The 22164-nt window shown below is 58.1% G+C and carries 13 protein-coding genes, 1 pseudogene and 1 CRISPR repeat array; of the genes and pseudogenes, 5 read left to right on the plus strand and 9 right to left on the minus strand.

The window, feature by feature from the left end; all coding sequences use genetic code 11:
• The first annotated feature begins 34 nt into the window (after nt 1-34).
• On the plus strand, nt 35-1480 hold the full coding sequence (locus RVM27_RS07315; protein ID WP_287806342.1) for a sodium/glutamate symporter: 1446 nt from the start codon (nt 35-37) through the stop codon (nt 1478-1480).
• A 210-nt stretch (nt 1481-1690) separates the two neighbouring features.
• On the opposite strand, the pseudogene RVM27_RS07320 reads toward RVM27_RS07315, so the two are convergent.
• Nucleotides 1691-2698 (minus strand): annotated as a pseudogene (locus tag RVM27_RS07320) (RNA-guided endonuclease InsQ/TnpB family protein); the annotation flags it as partial.
• 1001 nt (nt 2699-3699) lie between these two features.
• On the opposite strand from RVM27_RS07320, the gene RVM27_RS07325 reads away from it, so the two are divergent.
• Nucleotides 3700-3831 (plus strand): entericidin A/B family lipoprotein, encoded by a 132-nt coding sequence (locus RVM27_RS07325; RefSeq protein WP_016915839.1) that lies wholly within the window; start codon nt 3700-3702, stop codon nt 3829-3831.
• A 7-nt stretch (nt 3832-3838) separates the two neighbouring features.
• Complete coding sequence (locus RVM27_RS07330) at nt 3839-4351, plus strand: YqiA/YcfP family alpha/beta fold hydrolase (protein ID WP_287808772.1); 513 nt, start codon at nt 3839-3841, stop codon at nt 4349-4351.
• Nucleotides 4352-4569: 218 nt separating this feature from the next.
• Here RVM27_RS07330 and glnG read toward each other — a convergent pair whose 3' ends face one another.
• The 4 genes from glnG to glnA form a co-directional block, all read right to left on the minus strand.
• The gene (gene glnG, locus RVM27_RS07335; protein WP_081193481.1) at nt 4570-5997 is read right to left on the minus strand and encodes a nitrogen regulation protein NR(I); all 1428 of its coding nucleotides are present in this window, start codon (nt 5995-5997) and stop codon (nt 4570-4572) included.
• Nucleotides 5990-7051 carry a nitrogen regulation protein NR(II) gene (glnL, locus tag RVM27_RS07340; RefSeq protein ID WP_039183267.1) on the minus strand — a complete coding sequence of 354 codons (1062 nt, stop codon included), beginning with the start codon at nt 7049-7051 and terminating at the stop codon, nt 5990-5992. The genes glnG and glnL overlap by 8 nt, the downstream gene beginning before the upstream one ends.
• 186 nt (nt 7052-7237) lie before the next feature.
• Nucleotides 7238-7720, minus strand: a complete 483-nt coding sequence (locus RVM27_RS07345) for a DUF4124 domain-containing protein (protein ID WP_096921621.1) — start codon at nt 7718-7720, stop codon at nt 7238-7240.
• A gap of 151 nt (nt 7721-7871) precedes the next feature.
• A complete protein-coding gene (gene glnA, locus RVM27_RS07350) occupies nt 7872-9278 on the minus strand; it encodes a glutamate--ammonia ligase (protein ID WP_039183269.1) in 1407 nt (468 codons plus the stop codon).
• 744 nt (nt 9279-10022) lie between these two features.
• On the opposite strand from glnA, the gene RVM27_RS07355 reads away from it, so the two are divergent.
• Complete coding sequence (locus RVM27_RS07355) at nt 10023-10340, plus strand: hypothetical protein (RefSeq protein ID WP_081137944.1); 318 nt, start codon at nt 10023-10025, stop codon at nt 10338-10340.
• 167 nt (nt 10341-10507) lie between these two features.
• A CRISPR array of direct repeats spans nt 10508-17496; the repeat unit is 28 nt; unit sequence TTTCTGAGCTGCCTGGGCGGCAGCGCAC.
• 129 nt (nt 17497-17625) lie between these two features.
• Here the strand turns inward: RVM27_RS07355 and cas6f are convergent.
• From cas6f to csy1, 4 genes are read right to left on the minus strand one after another with little or no spacing between them, the layout of a single operon-like run.
• Nucleotides 17626-18195: a type I-F CRISPR-associated endoribonuclease Cas6/Csy4 gene (gene cas6f, locus RVM27_RS07360; RefSeq protein WP_287808274.1), complete on the minus strand. Its 570-nt coding sequence runs from the start codon at nt 18193-18195 to the stop codon at nt 17626-17628.
• Nucleotides 18196-18198: 3 nt separating this feature from the next.
• Nucleotides 18199-19224: a type I-F CRISPR-associated protein Csy3 gene (gene csy3 / locus RVM27_RS07365; RefSeq protein WP_498939826.1), complete on the minus strand. Its 1026-nt coding sequence runs from the start codon at nt 19222-19224 to the stop codon at nt 18199-18201.
• Between the two features lie 15 nt (nt 19225-19239).
• Nucleotides 19240-20208: a type I-F CRISPR-associated protein Csy2 gene (csy2, locus tag RVM27_RS07370; RefSeq protein ID WP_193461395.1), complete on the minus strand. Its 969-nt coding sequence runs from the start codon at nt 20206-20208 to the stop codon at nt 19240-19242.
• A complete protein-coding gene (gene csy1 / locus RVM27_RS07375) occupies nt 20201-21583 on the minus strand; it encodes a type I-F CRISPR-associated protein Csy1 (protein WP_498939824.1) in 1383 nt (460 codons plus the stop codon). The genes csy2 and csy1 overlap by 8 nt, the downstream gene beginning before the upstream one ends.
• A 324-nt stretch (nt 21584-21907) precedes the next feature.
• Here csy1 and RVM27_RS07380 point away from each other — a divergent pair, with 324 nt between their 5' ends.
• The gene (locus RVM27_RS07380; protein ID WP_081192043.1) at nt 21908-22159 is read left to right on the plus strand and encodes a toxin HicA; all 252 of its coding nucleotides are present in this window, start codon (nt 21908-21910) and stop codon (nt 22157-22159) included.
• Nucleotides 22160-22164: the final 5 nt, after the last annotated feature.

Genomic DNA, 22164 nt, shown 5'->3' on the forward strand with positions numbered 1-22164 from the left:
CATTACCCTTTTCGGATCATCAAGGAGCGATGAGATGACCATGACCGTAGGTGAACTGTTTATCGCGCTGGTGCTCATTGCGCTGGTGCTGCTGGTCAGCAATGCGCTGCGCCTTTGGCTACCCTGGCTGCGCCGCCTGTTTCTTCCCAGTTCGGTGATTGGCGGGCTGCTCCTGCTGCTGCTTGGCCCCGATGTCATCGGGCGCTTCATGCCCACACTGTTCGAAGAAAGCCCCGGGTTGTTCCCCGCTTACGTCCAGGAGAGCTGGTCGGCGCTGCCTGGGCTGCTGATCAACGTCGTCTTTGCTGCCCTGTTCATCGGCAAGGCCATCCCTGGGATTCGCACCATCTGGTTACGTGCAGGGCCGCAGGTCGTGGTGGGCCAGACCATGGCGTGGGGCCAGTATGTGGTAGGTCTAAGCCTTGCTTTGCTGGTACTGGTTCCCATGTTCAACATGAACCCCATGGTGGGGGCACTGATTGAAATCGGTTTCGAAGGCGGGCACGGCACCGCCGCAGGCATGGCCGATACCTTCGCCGACCTCGGCTTTGAGGAAGGCGCCGACCTGGCGCTGGGCCTGGCCACCGTCGGCATCGTTTCGGGGGTGTTGATCGGCACGGTGATGATCAACATCGCGGCACGCAGAGGCGTGGTCAAGCCCACCCGTGAAGAAGACCAGCCGGATGAAAGCCTGCGTGAAGACGAACGCCCCTCCACAGAGGAGTTCAGCGAATTCAAGAAGGATCTGGCACAAGAAGCAGGTACCACCGACCCCTTGAGCCTGCATATCGGGCTGGTGGGCATCGCCATCGTGATTGGCTGGCTGCTGCTGACAGGCCTGCAGTGGGTAGAGCAGATGACCTGGGCACGCGACGGCGGGCTGGAAATACTCGCCCACGTGCCGCTGTTTCCCATCGCCATGATTGGCGGGGTGATCGTACAGCTATGTGTCATGCGCTTTGGGCTGGAACGGCACGTATCCACCCGCACCATGTCACGTATTGCGGGCACCGCGCTGGATTTCACCATCGTAGCCGCCCTCGCGACGCTTTCGCTGACCACGCTGGGCGATTACTTCATCCCGTTCCTGCTGCTGGCACTGGCCGGGATTGCCTGGGGCTTGTTCGTGCTGATCGTGATCGCCCCTCGCGTGATCCCCGAGAACTGGTTCGAACGCGGTATTGGTGACTTCGGCCAATCCATGGGGGTGACCGTCACCGGACTGTTGCTGATGCGCATGGCAGACCCCAAGAACAAGTCCGGCGCACTGGAGAGTTTTGGCTACAAACAGCTGATGTTCGAACCCGTGGTGGGGGGCGGCCTGTTCACCGCCGCCGCGTTACCGCTGATTGCCCAGTTTGGCGCACCCGCCGTGCTGGGATTGACCGCCATACTGACCGTCGGTTGGCTGGCATTCGGATTGCTCTACTTTGGCAGGATGGTGCCCGACCGTGGCAAGGGTCGATGGCAAGGCAACTGACACTCCCCGCCCGCCGCGCTTCGCGCTTTGGGCGAGGGTTCTGAGATCACCCCCAGAACCTTCCTGCTTCCACACGCCTTCACTAGACAGCAGCCAGGCCGCTGCCCCCGCTCCGATCGCTCCACAGGCTAACCCCGCCAGCCCGGCGGTTTGTATATTCCTGGCCGCGTTGATGTCGCGGTCAATGGGATAGCCGCAGCTTTCGCAGTGCCAGTGACGTTGCGACAGCGGCAGTTTCTCAACCTTGTAGCCACAGCCATGACACCGCTTGCTGCTGGGGAACCACTGGCTCACTTTCACCAGTTGGCGCCCCGCCCAGGCGGCCTTGTATTCCAGTTGCCGGACGAACTCACCCCACCCGGCATCGCTAATGGATTTAGAAAGCCGTCTATTCTTGATCATACCAATGATATTAAGTGACTCGACGCACAGGACTTGGTTTTCGTTAATGAGTGCGCGGGTCGCTTTGTGGGTAGCGTCACGGCGACAGTCGGCGATCTTGGCATGTAGCCGTGCCACTTTCCAACGGTGTTTGTTGCGGTTGTTTGAACCTGTCTGTTTTTTCGCCAACCGGCGCTGCAAGCAGGCCAGCTTCGCCTCGTAGCGTTTCAGATGACGCGGATTGCCCGATTTTGCGCCGTCACTGGTAATGAACAAATCGCTCAAGCCAAGGTCAATGCCGACCGTTTTGGGCGTGACCGGAAGCGCTTTTGGCACGCAATCACACAGGCAACTGATGAAGTAGCGTCCAGCACGATCGCGTGAAATCGTGATGGTAGAGGGTGCAGAGGGTAGTGACCGACTCCATCGGATGGGTAACGGCGTCTTCGCTTTTGCGATAGTGATCTCACCATCCCGATAGCGGAACGCGGCCTTGGTCAGCCGGATCGACTGCCGGCAATCCTTGCGCTTGAAACGTGGGTAGCGCGCCTTGAGCTTTGGGTTGAAGAAGTTGTCGAAGGCGGCTTTCTGGTCGCGGAGCGTTTGCTGCAGGATCACGCTGGAAACATCCCGCAACCACGGAAACTCCGCCTTTAAGCCCACCAGTCGCTTTTCCGCCGATGAGTGCGAGACCGATTCACCGCGCTGCTGATACGCCTCGGTGCGATAGGCCAGGGTATTATTCCAGACAAAACGGGCACACCCGAACGACTGCGCCAGCAGCTCAGCCTGTTCGGAGGTGGGGTAGAACCGCTCTTTGTAGGCACGCTTTGTCATGCTGTATAAATATCAGGGTAATGAGGCGAAGTCAATCTGGCACCGCTACGCGGTGCGCGCTTGTATCACCGCCCGACTGGGCGATGCTTTACGCGCTGTTTGGTAAACATCGGATAGCAAAACGCCCGCAATAGCGGGCGTTTTACATTGGGACGGATGTCTTGCAAGGGAGGACTTACATATCAGGTGGCATGTCGTCACGCTCTTCCAGGCCCCCTGAAAATGACGTCTTGAACGCCATATACAGGCCTACCCCCGAAAACCCCAAGAAGAGCACGAACATGCATAACATCAATACCATCGCCATAACGCGTGTCCCTGTCAGTGTGCGGCCGTTGCGTTGACGTCTTCTCACCGCTGAAATTTGGTCTACACGACAGGATAGACCAAAACACTGCGCCCATCTGTACCATTACTGTACAGATGAAGGGATGGATTTGTAAAAGTATCTAAAATCAGTTACTTGAGACAACAAAAATAACACAAAAAAACCATCCCACAAACGCGAGATGGCTGTTTTGCATCGCTGCCGATCCTTGGCCTTGATGGCCAGCACATCCAGGTGCTGGCAAGAGTGAGCAGGCTCGATGTCCCTACACGTCCCTGGTGCTTTCTGGGCGTCCTGCCCTCCTTGACTGCCTGTTAGCCTGCCCACACTGTCGATGAAGAAAGGGGACACTCCCTGTGAACCCGAGGCAGTTCATGCTACTGTCCATGATAATGCATCAGCCAGGCCAAAACTTTTAAAAAATAGAAAAGCAAATAAAAAACAAATACATATGAAAATAAAAAAACCACCCTGCTATGCCAATCCAGCCCACCGACGACCCGAAACCTGTATAAAACTGGCACATGAGACAAATGCGTATAGCGCATTTTTAGCCTGCCAACGCCGTTTGTGTCACAAAGTCAGCACGACCAGTGGCGAGCCCTCTCGTTAACGCTTATGTTATACACCGAATGCCCCACTCTCGAGGATGGGCCCCACTGAGGACACGCTCATGAAACGCTCCATGCTGCTTGGCATACTCTTGATGTCGACCCTGCTGGTCATCAGCGGATGTAATACGGTTCGTGGTATGGGTCAGGATATCGAGCGGGGTGGCGCCGCCATTCAGCGCTCGGCGGAATAACCCCATGATGATGACGGTCTTTCTTTCCCACGGCTTGGAGAGCGGCCCAGGCGCCCTGAAGATACAGGCGCTGAAAGGCGTCGCGGAACACGTGGATGACTGCGAGCCCGTGGTCATGGATTATCGCGGCATGAGCGAGCCGGCGGCCCGCTTGAGCCACCTGCGTGAGACGCTGAATGCCCGAGGCGACGACCCATCCCGATGCATTCTGGCAGGGTCTAGCCTGGGCGGCTGGATCAGTGCGGCACTGAGTGCCGAGACGCCCATGCTGGGCTGCTTCCTGTTGGCTCCCGCGCTCGGCATGCCCCGCTACCCGGAAAGCTCCCCTTTCATTCAGGCCCGACACACCCATGTGATCCATGGCTGGCAGGACGATGTGGTGCTGCCAGGCCCGGTCATCGAGCACGCCCAGCGCCAGCGGCTCTCGCTGCGCATGGTGGATGACGACCATCGGCTGCACCAAAGCCTGGATGTCATCTTGGCGGATTTCACGCGGTTTCTGGCCACGTGTGCAGCGTGATGCGTCCTCTCCTATTGTTCTGCTTGTCACTCAGACCCTCACCGAGCAGACCGAAAGCTACAAGGCGCTGATCGAAGAGCTGGGCGGCGTACCGGGTGCAGACGACTAAGCTGCCCCGCATGCCGTGAACAGGATGGCATGAAAAAGCCCGCTGACCGTGTCAGCGGGCTTTTTAGTGGTTCCGAGCCGGGATCGCCGAGCCTACGGCGATCAACAGCCTACTCGTCGGCAAGCGCAGGCAGCAGCGTCTTGAGCTTGCGCGTCAGGGTATTGCGCCCCCAGCCCAGCAGCTCGGCCGCTTCCCCCTTGCGCCCCCCGGTATGCTTCAGGGCGGTTTCGATCAGGATGCGCTCGAAATCCGGCACCGCTTCTTCCAGCAGGTGCGTATGCCCTTCGGCCAGGGCGTGGTCGGCCCAATCCCGGAAGGCCGAACGCCAATCACCGTAAGCACCTCCTTCCGGCGCGCTGACCGAGCGCAGCTCGGGAGGCAGGTCCTCGATCAAGATCTCCCTCCCTGATGCCATCACGGTGAGCCAACGGCAGATATTTTCCAGCTGACGAACGTTACCCGGCCACGGCAGCCGCGTCAGGTGAGCTTCTGCCTCGGGCGTCAGCACCTTGATATCGGTGGATAGCTCCTTGGCCGCCTCCGCCAAAAAGTGACGCGTCAAGCGGGGGATGTCTTCACGGCGCTCGGCCAGGCGCGGCAGGTGCACCCGAATCACGTTCAGACGGTGGAACAGATCCTCACGAAAACGCCCTTCATCCACCAGAGATTCCAGGTTCTGGTGGGTAGCGGCAATGATGCGCACATCCACCTTGACCGGCGTATGGCCGCCGACCCGGTAAAACTCGCCATCAGCCAGCACCCGCAGCAGGCGCGTTTGCGTCTCGGCGGGCATGTCGCCAATTTCATCCAGAAACAGCGTACCGCCGTTGGCCTGCTCGAAACGCCCCTGGCGCTGCTGGGCGGCACCGGTAAAGGCGCCTTTCTCATGGCCAAACAGTTCCGACTCGATCAGGTCACGAGGAATTGCCGCCATATTGAGGGCAATGAACGGCTTGCCGGAGCGCGGGCTGTGCTGATGCAGCGCCTGGGCCACCCGCTCTTTACCGGTGCCCGACTCCCCATTGATCAAGACCGTGATATGAGAGTGCGACAAGCGGCCGATGGCGCGAAACACCTCCTGCATGGCAGGCGCTTCGCCGATGATCTCGGCGCTCAGCCCTTCCGGTACGCTGACCGGCCGCTGCCGCTCGCGGGCATGAGCCACCGCGCGCCGCACCAGCGCCAGCGCTTCGTCGACATCAAAGGGCTTGGGCAGGTACTCGAAAGCGCCCCCTTGGTAAGAAGCCACCGCGCTATCCAGATCCGAGTGGGCGGTCATGACAATGACGGGTAAATCAGGATGGGCGGCACGCACGCGGGACATCAAGTCCAGACCGTCGATGCCTGGCATGCGAATATCGGTGACCAGCACGTCCGGCGGGTTTTCCAGCAGCCGAGCCAGCGCCGTATCCGCCCGCTCGATACACTCTACATCCAGGTCGGGTTGCGCCAGCGCGCGTTCCAGTACCCAGCGGATAGCGCGGTCATCATCGACGATAACCACCCGTGCAACATCGGTACGTGTCGCCTCAGTCATGACGCATCTCCGGTAAATTAATAACCAATGGAATCAGTAAACGAAATTCGGTGTGTCCGGGTCGAGAATCGCATTCGATCAATCCTTGATGTTGGTGCAAAATTGACTGAGCAATCGACAGTCCCAGGCCGCTGCCTTCCGCGCGACCTGACACCATGGGGTAGAAGAGCGTTTCGCGAAGCGCATCGGGAATGCCGGGGCCGTTATCGATGACACCCACCTCGCTGACCAGCCGATGGCGCTCGGCCCCCAGGGTGAACTGGCGGCGGGCACGGGTGCGCAGGGTCAGCGTGGGGGACGGCGTGTCGGCTTCGCTCATGGCCTGTACCGCGTTGCGGGCCACGTTCAAGACCGCCTGAATCATCTGCGACTCGTCGCCAGAGAGGTCGGGCAAGCTGGGGTCGTAATCGCGATGAACGGTGACCTGCGGGTGCTCGGCCAGCAATAGCGCACGCACGCGTTCCAGCACTTTGTGAATGTTCACCGGCTCATGCTTGATGATGCGATTGGGGCCCAGCATGGAGTCCACCAGATCGCGCAGACGATCCACTTCCTCGACGATGATGTGGGTAAACTCCCGCAAGGCCGGGTCGTCCAGGTCGCGCTCCAGCAGCTGCGCCGCACCGCGGATACCGCCCAAGGGGTTTTTCACCTCATGGGCCAGCCCGCGGGCCAGTACCTTGATGGTTTCCTGGCGGGTGGTCAGCGCTTCTTCTCGGGAAATCTGCATCAGCCGATCACGGGGCTCCACCTCCAACAGCAGCTCTTCGGCAGACAGCGGCGTCACGGTGTAATCCACCGTCAAGGGTTCACTGTTGAGCGGCGTAATACGCGCTTCGCGTTGGGTGTAAGGGTGAAACGCATCGCGTGCCTTGGCCAGCACGTCATCGATACTCTCATCGCCGCCCAGCAAGGTATCCAGACTGATGCCTTGTACGCGGCTGAAGCTCACCGCCAACAGCGCCTCGGCGGCCGGATTCATCCAGCGAACCCGAAGTTCGCCGTCCAGCAGCAGTACCGCCGTGGTGAGGTGTTCCAATAAGCGCTGATACATGGCGTGTCCTGAAGCGTCGCTAACCGTTGCGTTAGAGATTTAGCTGAGGAAGTGCAAAAAGCGCGCCAAGTTACCCAAAACGACGCCATGCACGGCTTGGGGGCAGCCAGCCGGTGCCGCTCGGGCATTTATAGCGCACGGGCAGGGAGAGTTAGCCAACCTAATGCACCATTATAGTGCATTGCATTAATCGGCGATAAAAATCGTCACCTGATCGGTGCGATGTTGAATACGCCCCTGGCTGTCCAGCAGCTCTGCCTGCAAACGATGTTGCCCTGGAGGCAGGCCTGCCAGCCAAAAAGCATCGCTGTGCAGAGGAGATTGGCTAAGCTCGCCGTTGACGAGCAGCTGGATCTGGTGGTCCTCGCGCAGCGCAGGGGAAACGCTGACCTCCACGGGTGTCATGCCACCGCGCAGCGACGCCCCTGGCGCGGGGGCAACAATGACGAACCGGTCATAAGGCATGAACGGCTGGCCCGGACGCCCCAAAGGCCGTGCCGCCGAAGGCGCGGCTGGGCGGGTCGCGGCAGGCAAGCTGGGCAAGGGCGCCAGCCGCAGCACTTCGCCTCCGCGCTCGGGGTTATCAGTAAACGTGACGTTGCCCTGGGCATCGACGATGCGGTACACCGTTTGCGCCTGGGCAGCGCTTACCCACAGGCAGGCAGCCACGAAAACTCCTGTGGATAATATGGCTGACCATGCAACACGCCGCTTGCTCACCACGCTGTCTCCTCACCTATTCTGCCCATAAAAAACCCCGCCGAAGCGGGGTTTTGGCTCGTCACACCGCAAGGGTGATCTTAGCAGTCATGCCATCAGCTTAGCAGCTGTAGTACATGTCGAACTCGATCGGGTGAGTCGTCATGCGGATACGCTCGACGTCTTCCATCTTCAGTTCGATGTAGGCATCGATCATATCGTCGGTGAACACGCCACCTTCGGTCAGGAACGCACGGTCAGCATCGAGTGCTTCCAGTGCTTGATCCAGGCTGTTGGCCACTGTCGGTACGGACTTGCCTTCTTCTGGCGGCAGGTCGTACAGGTTCTTGTCCATGGCATCGCCAGGGTGGATCTTGTTCTTGATACCGTCGATACCCGCCATCAGCATCGCTGCGAACGCCAGGTAGGGGTTGGCAGTCGGGTCAGGGAAGCGAGTCTCTACACGCTTGCCTTTCGGGCTGGCAGTGTAAGGAATACGGATAGACGCAGAGCGGTTACGAGCACTGTAGGCCAGCATGACCGGCGCTTCGAAGCCCGGTACCAGACGCTTGTACGAGTTGGTAGAAGCGTTGGTGAAGGCGTTCAGAGCACGAGCGTGCTTGATGATACCGCCGATGTAGTACAGCGCCATTTCAGACAGGCCAGCGTACTCATCGCCCGCGAACTGGTTCTGACCATCTTTCCAGAACGACTGGTGTACGTGCATACCAGAACCGTTGTCGCCTACCAGCGGCTTCGGCATGAAGGTAGCGGTCTTGCCGTAAGCGTGCGCCACGTTGTGGATCACGTACTTCATTTCCTGAACTTCGTCGGCCTTCTTCACCAGCGTGTTGAACTTCACGCCGATTTCGTTCTGACCGGCGTTGGCCACTTCGTGGTGGTGTACTTCGACGGTCTGGCCAATCGCTTCCAGGGTATTACACATGGCACCACGGATATCGTGGAAGCTGTCGACCGGCGGCACCGGGAAGTAGCCACCCTTGAGGCGCGGACGGTGACCCAGGTTGCCAGTCTCGACCTTGCTGTCGGTGGCCCAGGCGCCTTCGTCGGAAGTGATCTTGTACATGGAGCCTTGAATGTCGGACTTCCAGTGCACTTCGTCAAAGATGAAGAATTCCGGCTCGGGGCCGAAGAAGGCGGTGTCGCCCAGGCCAGTGGACTCGAGGTAGGCCTCGGCGCGCTTGGCGATGGAACGCGGGTCACGGTCATAGCCCTGCATGGTGGCAGGCTCGATGATGTCGCAACGCAGGATCAGGGTAGCGTCTTCGGTGAAGGGGTCCAGGAAGCCGGTGCCGTCTTCCGGACGCAGGATCATGTCAGACTCGTTGATGCCTTTCCAGCCATTGATGGAAGAACCATCGAACATCTGGCCGTTTTCAAAAAACTCTTCGTTCACGTCACGCGCAGGCACGGTCACGTGCTGCTCTTTACCGCGTGTGTCGGTGAAACGCAGGTCTACCCACTTAACGTCATGTTCTTCGATTAGCGCAAGAGTCTTGGCTGACATAGTGTCCTCCGGTATGAGCGTGGCTTAGAGCTTGAAACAATAAGCTATCGATAAAAGTGTTATTCAACAAATCGTCTACATGCCTTGGCACGTGGCACGTTTGTCTTTTTTGTTCGCTTTACGTTTGCTTGACCATGGATAACAAATCGCCCAGCGATCATTTCAGACCGGCTATCGTTGTAGCACGCCGAGAGGCTTCTGCCTATGACCTGCTAGCGACTGACAGACGACCCATGAAACTGTTCACAAAACTGGCTACGAAGCTGTCACAAAACTGCCTACGAAGCCGTCACAAAACATAAGCACGTAGCATGCCAACTATGCACCAATATGGCCTTCAAAAAAATAACAGCATGATTCAAAAAGAAAAAACAATTATTCCTGATGCCTCTTGATGTCGCATTGGCTCGTCACGTCATCACATGGAGCACTGCACCCACCCAACCTGCACCAAAAAAATACGCAAAAAACAGCCTTTGCACAAAATTAGTGCATTAGCCAGACGGTCGATTTTTATGCGCTTCTCGACCCTTCCACTTGCTACGAAAAGAAACCAACACCTACAATAAATTACAAATAGGCGAGTCATTACCACATAAGTGCATGGGCGCTCCGCTCTCTGGTTCGTAAACGATTAAGTTAAGCGGCCCAGCCCACGGTGTCCACGAACATTGGTTGACTTCTACCAACGCAAACTACACTGAAAAGGAACCCTTTTTTAGACCCACGAAAGGAAGCCTTCCTATGCATAAACACATTGAGTGGGACGACCCCGGCAGCGCGAGCGTGGTGGAGTACTTCAAGAACGACCCTGACCACACCTCCCCCTACCCCGGCGCTATCCTTTCCGCCCGCTACCAGGGCCGTATCGTACGCGTCAAAGTAGAAGCCTACCGCGACGACGACGCCGTCAGCATCGGCAGCGTCGCCGCCATCCTCGACGAACACGGCCACCGCTTCAAATCACACCAGAAAATCGACATCGGCGACATCGTCCGCCTACCCGACGACAAACGCGCCATGGAACACTGGGAAGAGGAAGAAGAGAACGAAAAAGAGTAACCACGGCCCCCGCTCGGGCGACATGTTGGGGTGGGGGTTAAGCATGGGCCACCCATGCGGCAGGCACCTGCATGAACTCACCGCTTCAACACTAGCGCACCGACCGGAACAGGAGCTGCCTGGGCGGCAGCGAACCTCAAGCGTCTCGACCTTGCTGTTAGCCTTGGTTTCTGAGCTGCCTAGGCGGCAGCGAACTCCAACGCTACCGGCTCGATCTGCCAGCCTTTTTTCTGAGCTGCCTGGGCGGCAGCGAACCCACACTTACGACACCGCGCCATGGTTGCCGTTTTCTGAGCTGCCTGGGCGGCAGCGAACTACTGGGCGAGAAGATGCGCGGCGAGCCAGTGTTTCTGAGCTGCCTGGGCGGCAGCGAACTGCCCGCCCGCAGCATCTGGGACGGCAGTGATTTTCTGAGCTGCCTGGGCGGCAGCGAACGCAGCGTCAGGTGATGAACAGCGGTACCGAGTTTTCTGAGCTGCCTGGGCGGCAGCGAACACACCACCAACGCCTTGAGCGATGCGCACGTATTTCTGAGCTGCCTGGGCGGCAGCGCACTACGCCAAGCGCACCATGGCCCGGTTATTCCGTTTCTGAGCTGCCTGGGCGGCAGCGCACTCGAATTCGCGAATAAAAGTATCGGCGTTTACTTTCTGAGCTGCCTGGGCGGCAGCGCACAGGGTGATGGTCGCACTGGTTTTTGTGACGGGTTTCTGAGCTGCCTGGGCGGCAGCGCACCATCCAACGTGGACACTTCAAACGTTGCGCGTTTTCTGAGCTGCCTGGGCGGCAGCGCACGACTACGGCTATGAGCACCTGTGCCTGCCGATTTTCTGAGCTGCCTGGGCGGCAGCGCACGCTTAGCTCTTCATGCTGCGCGTCCTTGCGTCTTTCTGAGCTGCCTGGGCGGCAGCGCACTTGGCAATGCCGGTCATGTCGAACTGCCGATATTTCTGAGCTGCCTGGGCGGCAGCGCACGCTTTAGGGTGTCCGTTATTCCTAAGCCACCGTTTCTGAGCTGCCTGGGCGGCAGCGCACGGATTAACCGTTCGCGTGCATGACTGCCGCATTTTCTGAGCTGCCTGGGCGGCAGCGCACGAGGTGGTGGTGGGTGATAACCGTGAGCACTTTTTCTGAGCTGCCTGGGCGGCAGCGCATAGCCGCTTGTTCTGTTTTGCCAAAGCCGTTCATTTCTGAGCTGCCTGGGCGGCAGCGCACTGTTAGCCATTGAAAACTTGCTCCATCTCTAATTTCTGAGCTGCCTGGGCGGCAGCGCACACCCGTTGACGCGCTTGCTAACTGAGCCCGTTTTTCTGAGCTGCCTGGGCGGCAGCGCACCTGCACAGCAACAGCAGGCAGCGACACCTGTGTTTCTGAGCTGCCTGGGCGGCAGCGCACTTGCCTTTTTCGGTTTCGTACTCGGCACCACTTTTCTGAGCTGCCTGGGCGGCAGCGCACTTGCATGAGGCGCTGGAGATGATGTTGCAGATTTTCTGAGCTGCCTGGGCGGCAGCGCACCCGCGCAACAGCGATGCCTATTTTAGCACTTATTTCTGAGCTGCCTGGGCGGCAGCGCACGGCGGCAGTTCTAAGCGTGGGGGTGGGGCGCTTTTCTGAGCTGCCTGGGCGGCAGCGCACGTAGTGCCGAAAAGGTGACGCGCATTGCGACTTTTCTGAGCTGCCTGGGCGGCAGCGCACTTGCCCGGATTATTTTTGAATGGTTAGCTTTATTTCTGAGCTGCCTGGGCGGCAGCGCACTGCACTGCACCTGCATCTCGAAATGTTCTTTCTTTCTGAGCTGCCTGGGCGGCAGCGCACGATTTACGAGATTGTTTATCTCGATAGCAGATTTTCTGAGCTGCCTGGGCGGCAGCGCACTTCATACGAGTCTAACCGCAAGTCGCCCTGCTTTTCTGAGCTGCCTGGGCGGCAGCGCACCTGGCAAGATGGCGAAACGCATCTTGTCGCATTTTCTGAGCTGCCTGGGCGGCAGCGCACTTCGCCAAGAAGCGCGGATCTCGCTTTTTTGATTTCTGAGCTGCCTGGGCGGCAGCGCACTGGGATCATAGAAACACTCCTAGTGTGTCACTTTTCTGAGCTGCCTGGGCGGCAGCGCACGAGTTCGAAGTCCTGGTGGAAACCAAGACGAATTTCTGAGCTGCCTGGGCGGCAGCGCACGGGCCGGTGCTGGCGCTGACGCCACTGGTGATTTTCTGAGCTGCCTGGGCGGCAGCGCACGCTGCCTCAATCCGAGTACGCTCGATGTTCTTTTTCTGAGCTGCCTGGGCGGCAGCGCACGCCGCATCGTCGGTGGCTGCGCTACAGGCCATTTTCTGAGCTGCCTGGGCGGCAGCGCACTTTGCTGAGCGTTTGGCCGTGGCCATCGGTCATTTCTGAGCTGCCTGGGCGGCAGCGCACCCAGCTACGGCATACCAGCCGTTCCATTTGCGTTTCTGAGCTGCCTGGGCGGCAGCGCACCAAACGGCGCATGGTCAACGGTTGCCATTGCTTTTCTGAGCTGCCTGGGCGGCAGCGCACCTGTGTTTCATCACTTCGTGCTTTTCCACCAGTTTCTGAGCTGCCTGGGCGGCAGCGCACATGGGTATTCTGTTCCGTCTGGATCTGGGCCTTTTCTGAGCTGCCTGGGCGGCAGCGCACAGCTTGAATGGGAATACGACAACTTTTGGGGCTTTCTGAGCTGCCTGGGCGGCAGCGCACAGCACCTCCCCGTCACGTAGCCAGCTACGGCATTTCTGAGCTGCCTGGGCGGCAGCGCACTCGATCTACTACGACGCTTGCCGCCGACACCTTTTCTGAGCTGCCTGGGCGGCAGCGCACCATTAGCAGAGCTAGAAGGCACACCGCCGACTTTTCTGAGCTGCCTGGGCGGCAGCGCACTTTTGGCTTTTCGCTTCGCTGACTTCCCCTACTTTCTGAGCTGCCTGGGCGGCAGCGCACACATATTGAGCGGCGGCGGCATTGGCGAACAATTTCTGAGCTGCCTGGGCGGCAGCGCACACCAATGGCGGTTGCACCATAGTACGCCGCAATTTCTGAGCTGCCTGGGCGGCAGCGCACCTGCCAGCAGGTGGCGAACGTTTAAGCCTAGCTTTCTGAGCTGCCTGGGCGGCAGCGCACTCCACCAGCGCGGCCAGTTGTTTTTCGACCGTTTTCTGAGCTGCCTGGGCGGCAGCGCACCTCACGCACGAACGCGTTGTCGGGGCCGTTCTTTTCTGAGCTGCCTGGGCGGCAGCGCACTCGGGCGAGCTGTTCGCTGCCTTTCGTATCTTTTTCTGAGCTGCCTGGGCGGCAGCGCACGATCTGATGGGCGAGGAGCCGCTACACCACACTTTCTGAGCTGCCTGGGCGGCAGCGCACGGTGCTAGCGCCGATATGCGGTGCGCTGGGGTTTTCTGAGCTGCCTGGGCGGCAGCGCACGCGCGGCGTTTTTTCCAGTCGCTTTTCGTTGCTTTCTGAGCTGCCTGGGCGGCAGCGCACGTTCGGCAGTCACGACGTTGACCACGCGGCCTTTTCTGAGCTGCCTGGGCGGCAGCGCACCCGCGTAGCCCGTACATCTTGGCGGTATCTTTTTTCTGAGCTGCCTGGGCGGCAGCGCACGTTTTATTTATGAAGCGTTACCCATCGGAACGTTTCTGAGCTGCCTGGGCGGCAGCGCACAGCTTGTGTTGTAGATCCGCGTTATCCTGCATTTTCTGAGCTGCCTGGGCGGCAGCGCACATCGGCGGGGATCAAAGCATCGACATCGAGCATTTCTGAGCTGCCTGGGCGGCAGCGCACTGCCTCAGCCGTCACCACACTGCCACGCTGCTTTTCTGAGCTGCCTGGGCGGCAGCGCACTAAAAACGACGAAGGCTTTGGCGTCGATGAAGATTTCTGAGCTGCCTGGGCGGCAGCGCACTCCTTTTAGGAACTGCCTTTCAATATGCTCATTTTCTGAGCTGCCTGGGCGGCAGCGCACGCTTTGGTTTGCGGGGCTGGTGGGCGGCTATTTTTCTGAGCTGCCTGGGCGGCAGCGCACACGGGTGATAGGCTTATCGGCCACGCCGTTCATTTCTGAGCTGCCTGGGCGGCAGCGCACTGGCCAATCCGTTTGCCGAGCGCGTTCTTTCATTTCTGAGCTGCCTGGGCGGCAGCGCACGGTTGGTCGTTTGCCACCGCTGCACCGTGGACTTTCTGAGCTGCCTGGGCGGCAGCGCACGCGTTTGTGGAGGTTGTGGGTCATCACGGCATTTTCTGAGCTGCCTGGGCGGCAGCGCACCACTACCAACACGGCTCGATTGACGAAACGCATTTCTGAGCTGCCTGGGCGGCAGCGCACCATGGTGGCCTCCTGTAGTGTGTGTATAGCATTTTCTGAGCTGCCTGGGCGGCAGCGCACTAGCGTCTTGCCTTCGCAAACGCTCTGGTGCTTTTCTGAGCTGCCTGGGCGGCAGCGCACGTATCATTGCACGACGCCTGCACGCAACCCGTTTTCTGAGCTGCCTGGGCGGCAGCGCACCGCCTCGTATAGATCCGGCGCAGCGGCGATTATTTCTGAGCTGCCTGGGCGGCAGCGCACGCGTATCGGTTCCAGTAAGCTGCGCGCCGTATTTTCTGAGCTGCCTGGGCGGCAGCGCACGATACAGCCAATCGGAGCTTGCGCGGCGGTGTTTTCTGAGCTGCCTGGGCGGCAGCGCACGTTAGCGGCTCGCCTAGTGTGTACGCCTGCTGTTTCTGAGCTGCCTGGGCGGCAGCGCACATATTGGACGGCGATACGTCGCCCGTCATCATTTTCTGAGCTGCCTGGGCGGCAGCGCACGATGGGTCACCCGGCACAAGCTGAGACGCATATTTCTGAGCTGCCTGGGCGGCAGCGCACTGCACGTTTGCAGACTGCCCACTGGTCAGGTTTTTCTGAGCTGCCTGGGCGGCAGCGCACAACTCCGGATTGCGCCGCCATTAGCGTCAATGTTTCTGAGCTGCCTGGGCGGCAGCGCACGATTCCATAATCTCTTGCGCGTGCTGCACCGTTTTCTGAGCTGCCTGGGCGGCAGCGCACCGCCGCCCATTTCAGCGGTGCCGTTAGTTGATTTTCTGAGCTGCCTGGGCGGCAGCGCACAACGGGCGGCAGATTGGTGCCAAGCGGTGTTTTTTCTGAGCTGCCTGGGCGGCAGCGCACACTAACAAAAACGGCGTTACACTTGGTTTTCATTTCTGAGCTGCCTGGGCGGCAGCGCACCTAATCCAACGGCCACAGGCGTTGAAACGCTATTTCTGAGCTGCCTGGGCGGCAGCGCACGCGGCGTTATTGCCGATATGCGTTTAGTTGATTTTCTGAGCTGCCTGGGCGGCAGCGCACGCGGTGGGCGATGCGGCGTTGCGGCAGGAGTTTTTCTGAGCTGCCTGGGCGGCAGCGCACGTTTAGTTGAGCGTCCAGCGTTGACGGCGGCTTTTCTGAGCTGCCTGGGCGGCAGCGCACGATATGCCTGTCAAGACGGCGCGCGGATGCCATTTCTGAGCTGCCTGGGCGGCAGCGCACCTTGGTGCAACATCGCAGTTTAGCGCTCAACATTTCTGAGCTGCCTGGGCGGCAGCGCACTTAGAGAAAGCCCGCACGCTACAGACCCAGGGTTTCTGAGCTGCCTGGGCGGCAGCGCACCTCATACCCTGCGGTGCGCAGGTCGTTGCCCTTTTCTGAGCTGCCTGGGCGGCAGCGCACGTTCCTGTAGAGCGCCCGTAGGCGCTCAGTTATTTCTGAGCTGCCTGGGCGGCAGCGCACTCGGTGGCGCGTGTCGGAATAGTGGCGTTTTTTTTCTGAGCTGCCTGGGCGGCAGCGCACCACGTCTGTTGCTGGCAAATCATAATCGCCACTTTCTGAGCTGCCTGGGCGGCAGCGCACTCATCGTTATCGGTTTTTCGGCGGGGGCTTCTTTTCTGAGCTGCCTGGGCGGCAGCGCACATGGGGTATCAAAAAAGACACGCTAGGCCACTTTTCTGAGCTGCCTGGGCGGCAGCGCACGGCCTAGCGGCTATCTTGCTTATCTTTCTCTATTTCTGAGCTGCCTGGGCGGCAGCGCACGCGATACTGTTTGGAGTCCGTTTGCGGGCATTTTTCTGAGCTGCCTGGGCGGCAGCGCACGCCGTATTGATAACATCGCCGCAGCGTGTGTATTTCTGAGCTGCCTGGGCGGCAGCGCACCATCTATCGCTCAGGTGACAATGGAGGCACATTTTCTGAGCTGCCTGGGCGGCAGCGCACAATCACCGGGCGGGCATCCTGTTTTAGGTGCTTTTCTGAGCTGCCTGGGCGGCAGCGCACCGGCTTCCGCTTCCTTGCTTTGGCCAATACCGTTTCTGAGCTGCCTGGGCGGCAGCGCACGGTACCCTGAAGCACTACATCCCCTTCAATGCTTTCTGAGCTGCCTGGGCGGCAGCGCACCAGAAACGGTGGCGAAAGCTGCGCCTGCTCTTTTTCTGAGCTGCCTGGGCGGCAGCGCACAGCCACGGCCCGAAGGGCAGGGCAGTGCCCCTTTTCTGAGCTGCCTGGGCGGCAGCGCACATGCGGGGCGCTCGGGTGGCGTCCGCACGTGTTTTCTGAGCTGCCTGGGCGGCAGCGCACCAGCCTGCGCAACGTTCGTGGTCGCGGTGCCTTTTCTGAGCTGCCTGGGCGGCAGCGCACATCAGCACACGATTGAAACGCAGGCGACCGATTTTCTGAGCTGCCTGGGCGGCAGCGCACATGCCTTCGTCAGACACCTCCTCGGATTCTTTTTTCTGAGCTGCCTGGGCGGCAGCGCACCCCATATCGCCAGCAGCCAGTCCGGTGGTGGTTTTCTGAGCTGCCTGGGCGGCAGCGCACGCGTGGCGGCGTTGAGGATGTCGCCAGCCTTTTTTCTGAGCTGCCTGGGCGGCAGCGCACTGGCATTGCTGAAATTAGTGCGTAGCCAGCAGTTTCTGAGCTGCCTGGGCGGCAGCGCACCTAACAGGGGTGCTTACCAACGTAGCGGGAGATTTCTGAGCTGCCTGGGCGGCAGCGCACCAACACCACGCCCCGGTACGCCGGGGCTTTTTTTTCTGAGCTGCCTGGGCGGCAGCGCACAATAAGCCGATGGTGATTAAGGTTGAGGTGTGTTTCTGAGCTGCCTGGGCGGCAGCGCACTAGAGCATATCAAAATTAATGTGCTGATTGTTAAAGAGCTTTCACCAAAAAAAGCGGCATTACCCTTTCAGGAGCAATACCGCTAAGCCATTGATTATTAGCTGCCTATTTTCATGTTAGAAAAAAGGGTCAAAACCAGGGCACGGTGGCGCTGGGGCTCAAGCCGTAATGGCTGAATGAGCCTTCCGATGAAGACGCTGCAGGTTTGCCATGTTCAATAAATAGGCTGAAACGCTGTTGAGTAGATCGACTATTGATCTGCACAAACGGTAGCTCAATTCGTCGAGCCGCCACCTTGGCGTAAATGCTCCTTGCCTCCTCTTCGCTAATGCTGTGCCGTTTGGCATAGCGCTTGGCACGGCTCTCGCTGCCCGTGTTGAACTGCTTCCGCGCCACGTTGATATGCTGAGCACCCGCAGGAACTTCCAACACTTCGCTTACCTGGGTGTGATCCCGCATGCCTGTCAGCCAATCCATACCCATCAGCTGCTTTAGTCGCTCATGGGTGCCATGCAAACGCAAATGGTTGCCTAACGTGCGGGCACGAACACCGTGTTTATGAACTGGAAAGCTCACGCCTAGATCCGTTGCCTGTAGGTCGAATAGCGCTCGATGCAACTTGTTGTAAAGCGCCCCCATCAGCATGGCTTCGGGAAAGTCGGGGTCGGGCCTGAGCCGGATATCAATGTAATAATCCATGGCTTACCCCGCTTCGCCGAACACGCCACCACGGATGAGTGTTGCCATCACAAAGTGCTGGTTTTCCTTGGAAGGCACTTGGTCTTTGATCATCCAGTTATCCAGCAGTGAGTAAAAGTCGGCCTTCTGCTTGGGCTGGCGGTACGCTTTGCCCTGGGTGGTCACTGAACCATAAGGCTCGACAGCAATAGGCCCAAGATCTTCATCGCTTTCATTGGGGTACCAGGTGTCGATGGTACGGATGGCATTACCCAGCTTCTGCGAGTGAATACCGGCAATATCGCTGACGTGGTAAAGCGTTTTGCTTTTGTCGCCTCGGCCTCGGTCAAGAATCAGCTCTTGAGAAGGGAATACTTCTTGACCACTGCCCATGCGGACATAGGCCACCACTTCTAGCAGCAAGTGCTGCTCGCCCGCCAACGCAGCGGCGATGACACCCGCAAGTTCTTTAAGCTCGGCAGTATCCTCGAAAGCACGCAACGAAAGTGACAGCGCATCAAACGTCCACTCTTTGGTGGCTTTGCCTTGAGCCAACTGGCGAACACTCACTTCTACTTGCTCTGCGCCCATGCGGTTGCGCCACAAAAAACGGCCATTGGCGAGGTTATTGGCGTAACGATGCGCCAGTTCGCCGAATCCTTGTGCTTGTTTATATTCGGCAACGGCCTGTTCCAGCTTGGCTTGGTACTCAGCGTTATTACAGGCTGACGGTGTTCCCGCACCAGCCAGTACGCGCAGAGTGAAGCGAGCCACCAGGGTATCTGCATCATGGGGCAACGTGGCTACATCGACGGTTTGTAGATTGGGATTTTCAATCGCGGCATCTAGCTTGGCGGGGTCCTGGTCTTTGGCTTTCAAGCGATTGGAAATCGTGCCGCGCACCGACTTTTCACGCACCTTGACCGGCTGCCATTGCTGTTCTTCTTGCCGCTTATCCCAGTTGCTGGCGTACAGTAGCGCATCGGAAGGGTCGAGCTTGCGTTCGAAGGCGAGGACAGAAGCGGTTTTAAGGGTATCGTTTTTAGCCATGATAAAGCTCCTTGTTTACTGTGCTGAGGTGCGAAGGTGATAGTCGTTATTGAGACGGTAGAGGCCCGCTTCTTCGTCGTTATCAACGTACCAAAGCAGGTCTTCAGGTTGCTTCATACGGTGCGGGCTAACCCACTCACCGATGGAGTAGAGACTTTCGACAAAGCGGAACGGGGTCTTGGTATCGCGGGCGTTGGCGACTTCACCTGGCTGGAAAAGATCTGAAATAGCGCCATAACCGACTGGAATAGGCACCAACCAGCCACGATAGGGACGCTGCGCCTGCCAAACAGGCTTTTCGTTGGGTTTGCCTTCGTTCTCTAGCGTACAAACATGGTTAAGACGAGAGAGGTCTAACCATGCATCCAGTAAACTGGCGTCTGGATTTTGCTGTTGCAGTGTGTGAAGGTGCTCGGTGAGGTAATCATCCCGAAGGGTGAGGGCAAAGCCCGGCAGCCAGCGCCGCTTTAAGCGCGCGAACTGCTTTTGCCGCTCTTCTTCATCGTCATCAAGCGTGACCCATTGAGGACGTTGTTTATGGGTTGGCTCCGCACGGTTAGGGATGACACTGCCTCCGGCAATGCGCATGCCCGCTACAATCTCTCCGATTTTTTTAGCGATATTCTCATGCTCGCTTTCTGTAGCGCCGGTATCAATTGTAAAGATCAGCGTGATATCCAGATGGACACGCCCTTCTTCTACAATCGCTGCCGTACCACCTGTCTTATCCACCGGATTACGCGTCAGGTGAAAGCCACGGATGTAACCACCCTCAGTGGCCTGGGCTTCAAAGTCATGGCAAATAACCCCAACGCGGTCTAACGACACGGGAATACTCGCCTCTACCAGCTTCCGCTCCAGAGCATGCATCAAGCCCACAAATGCACTCATGGCAGGAAAGCCCCAGGTCATGGGGCTGGAAATCGCGTTGGCGTTTTGCACTCGCAGGCGCGGCAGAACCAAAAGGTTTTTTACTTTACTCATCGTCATCACCTCCTGGCAGGTTGGTTAAGTCTTCCATTAGGCTTTCCATCCAGCGGCGATCACGATCAAGCAAGCGTTGGTGGGTCACATCTTTCTCTAGCGCTTTCTTCCAGTGGCGGAATTCCACATCACCCAAAGGCAGCTTTCCGCCTAACGCGGCATTGAGCCAATTAGCGAATCGATGGCGAATATCGTCTGCCCATTCCATGCTGTTTCGCGCTTCACGAAAAGCAATATCACCTTCAGCACGACCGGGGTCTAGCCAATACATTTCTTCTACTGGTAATTCACACTTTTCATCGTCGCTCCACCCCGATGGCAGGCTATGCATCTGCATGGCAAACAGCGCCAGCTCGTCCATCAACATGGCGGTGTAGTCATCGCGCAGGTCGCGGGTGTGCATGTCTGGCGTAGGGTTCGTTTCAAGAAACTGTTTGAGGTCTCTAACCAGCGAGCGCACGTCTGAACGACTGCCAAAGATGCCGGGGTGAGAGAATACCGTCGCGGTTTTCAGCGGCGGACGAATATCTCGAACATTCCAACTGGGTGGCATGGAGGCCAGCAAATAGTTATTGCCACCCCGTTCGCTATTCAGCTGCGAGATATTCTGCGGCTTGGTACCGCCCATTTTCTGTGCAGCCAAGTTGGGGTAGCTGTGCACGGCCTGCCCAGCGTACTTGCTTTCTCGCTTGGCCTTACGTGCCTCTTTGGCCTCTTCGCTAAAGCGATCATGGTTAATGGTTTGGAATACACGGTGCGCCAGCGAAGTGGCGTAAAGCGGTGCGAGCAGATGAAAATTCTCAGCATCATTTTCCAGGTCTGCTGCATCCTCCCCCACCAGCCAATAGAGCTGTTTGCCTCGGGTATGTGAGGCATGCTCTCCACGCGGTTCGGTAATCGCCGCAAAGGCTTTGATCCATGCTTGAGCCTGCTCAGGATTGGCGCTTAACGCCTTTGCCAGCTCAGAGTCGTTTTCCAGCACCCGCTCAAGCAGTGACTTTCCTTCGAATTGCAGCTTCAAGAACTTATAAACATCCAGGGCGGCAGCGTTCCCCACCACATCGCCCGCAAAATCAGTGGATAGCGTGTGGCTGCCAACCAGAGAATGGTTATTTAGCGATTCAGGTGGGGCGTAAAGATTGGAGCCTTTGGCATCCGGGTGAATCGGCTTGAGAGAATGGGTGACGACTTGCAGTTGACCAACGCGCCTGGCTGCATCGTTGATCCAGGTATCGAATTGAAACTGCTCAACCAGCGCTTGGTATTTTGGATCGTCGGGGGATAGCTTTTCTGCCTTGGTATCGAAGCGCTCCTTCAGAAAGCGCTGGATTACCAATTTGAGTCCTTGCCCCTCACTTTCGGTACTTTCAAGCATAAATTCCCCCTCTAATCATATTTTTACACTGTAGCCTGAACAGCTCTGACAACTACAAACCAGTAAGCCCTTCTACACAGCAAAAAATCGCGAGCACAAGAAACATCCTACTATCGCACGCTTATAAAATCAAAAAGGCTTGACTACCTGCTCCAAGGCTCCTAACCTTCATTTCTGACTGCCGAGAAGGTAGCTCAGCAATACTATCGCACGCCTTATATTTGCATTTGGCAATGTCCTGCCGAACAGGCAGCAGACTCATCATGGCAGCGTGACATACATCCAATACAGTACTATTATTAGTACTACTATTTGAGAGCGCTTATGGCAAAGCTTGATAAGCTTCTGGATAAAGCACGTCGACAGCCTCAAAGCATGAGCTTCGACGAATTGGCCTATTTATGCGATCACTACTTTGGCCCTCCTCGCCAGCAAAAAACCAGCCATCGAGTGTACAAAACACCTTGGCCCCGCGACCCTCGCGTTAATATTCAGCGAGGGAAAAATGGAGAAGCCAAGGCTTATCAGGTACGCCAAGCGCTCGCTGCCATTGATAAATTATCGTCATCAGCATGACGATG

Source organism: Halomonas sp. KM007 (genome assembly GCF_050709225.1).
Taxonomy (GTDB): domain Bacteria; phylum Pseudomonadota; class Gammaproteobacteria; order Pseudomonadales; family Halomonadaceae; genus Vreelandella; species Vreelandella hamiltonii.

Bases quoted from the DNA above. Each gene is read 5' to 3' on its own strand.
- RVM27_RS07315 (WP_287806342.1), top strand. From the start codon at position 35: ATGACCATGACCGTAGGTGAACTGTTTATCGCGCTGGTGCTCATTGCG.
- RVM27_RS07325 (WP_016915839.1), top strand. From the start codon at position 3,700: ATGAAACGCTCCATGCTGCTTGGCATACTCTTGATGTCGACCCTGCTG.
- RVM27_RS07330 (WP_287808772.1), top strand. From the start codon at position 3,839: ATGATGACGGTCTTTCTTTCCCACGGCTTGGAGAGCGGCCCAGGCGCC.
- glnG (WP_081193481.1), bottom strand. From the start codon at position 5,997: ATGACTGAGGCGACACGTACCGATGTTGCACGGGTGGTTATCGTCGAT.
- glnL (WP_039183267.1), bottom strand. From the start codon at position 7,051: ATGTATCAGCGCTTATTGGAACACCTCACCACGGCGGTACTGCTGCTG.
- glnA (WP_039183269.1), bottom strand. From the start codon at position 9,278: ATGTCAGCCAAGACTCTTGCGCTAATCGAAGAACATGACGTTAAGTGG.
- RVM27_RS07355 (WP_081137944.1), top strand. From the start codon at position 10,023: ATGCATAAACACATTGAGTGGGACGACCCCGGCAGCGCGAGCGTGGTG.
- cas6f (WP_287808274.1), bottom strand. From the start codon at position 18,195: ATGGATTATTACATTGATATCCGGCTCAGGCCCGACCCCGACTTTCCC.
- csy3 (WP_498939826.1), bottom strand. From the start codon at position 19,224: ATGGCTAAAAACGATACCCTTAAAACCGCTTCTGTCCTCGCCTTCGAA.
- csy2 (WP_193461395.1), bottom strand. From the start codon at position 20,208: ATGAGTAAAGTAAAAAACCTTTTGGTTCTGCCGCGCCTGCGAGTGCAA.
- csy1 (WP_498939824.1), bottom strand. From the start codon at position 21,583: ATGCTTGAAAGTACCGAAAGTGAGGGGCAAGGACTCAAATTGGTAATC.
- RVM27_RS07380 (WP_081192043.1), top strand. From the start codon at position 21,908: ATGGCAAAGCTTGATAAGCTTCTGGATAAAGCACGTCGACAGCCTCAA.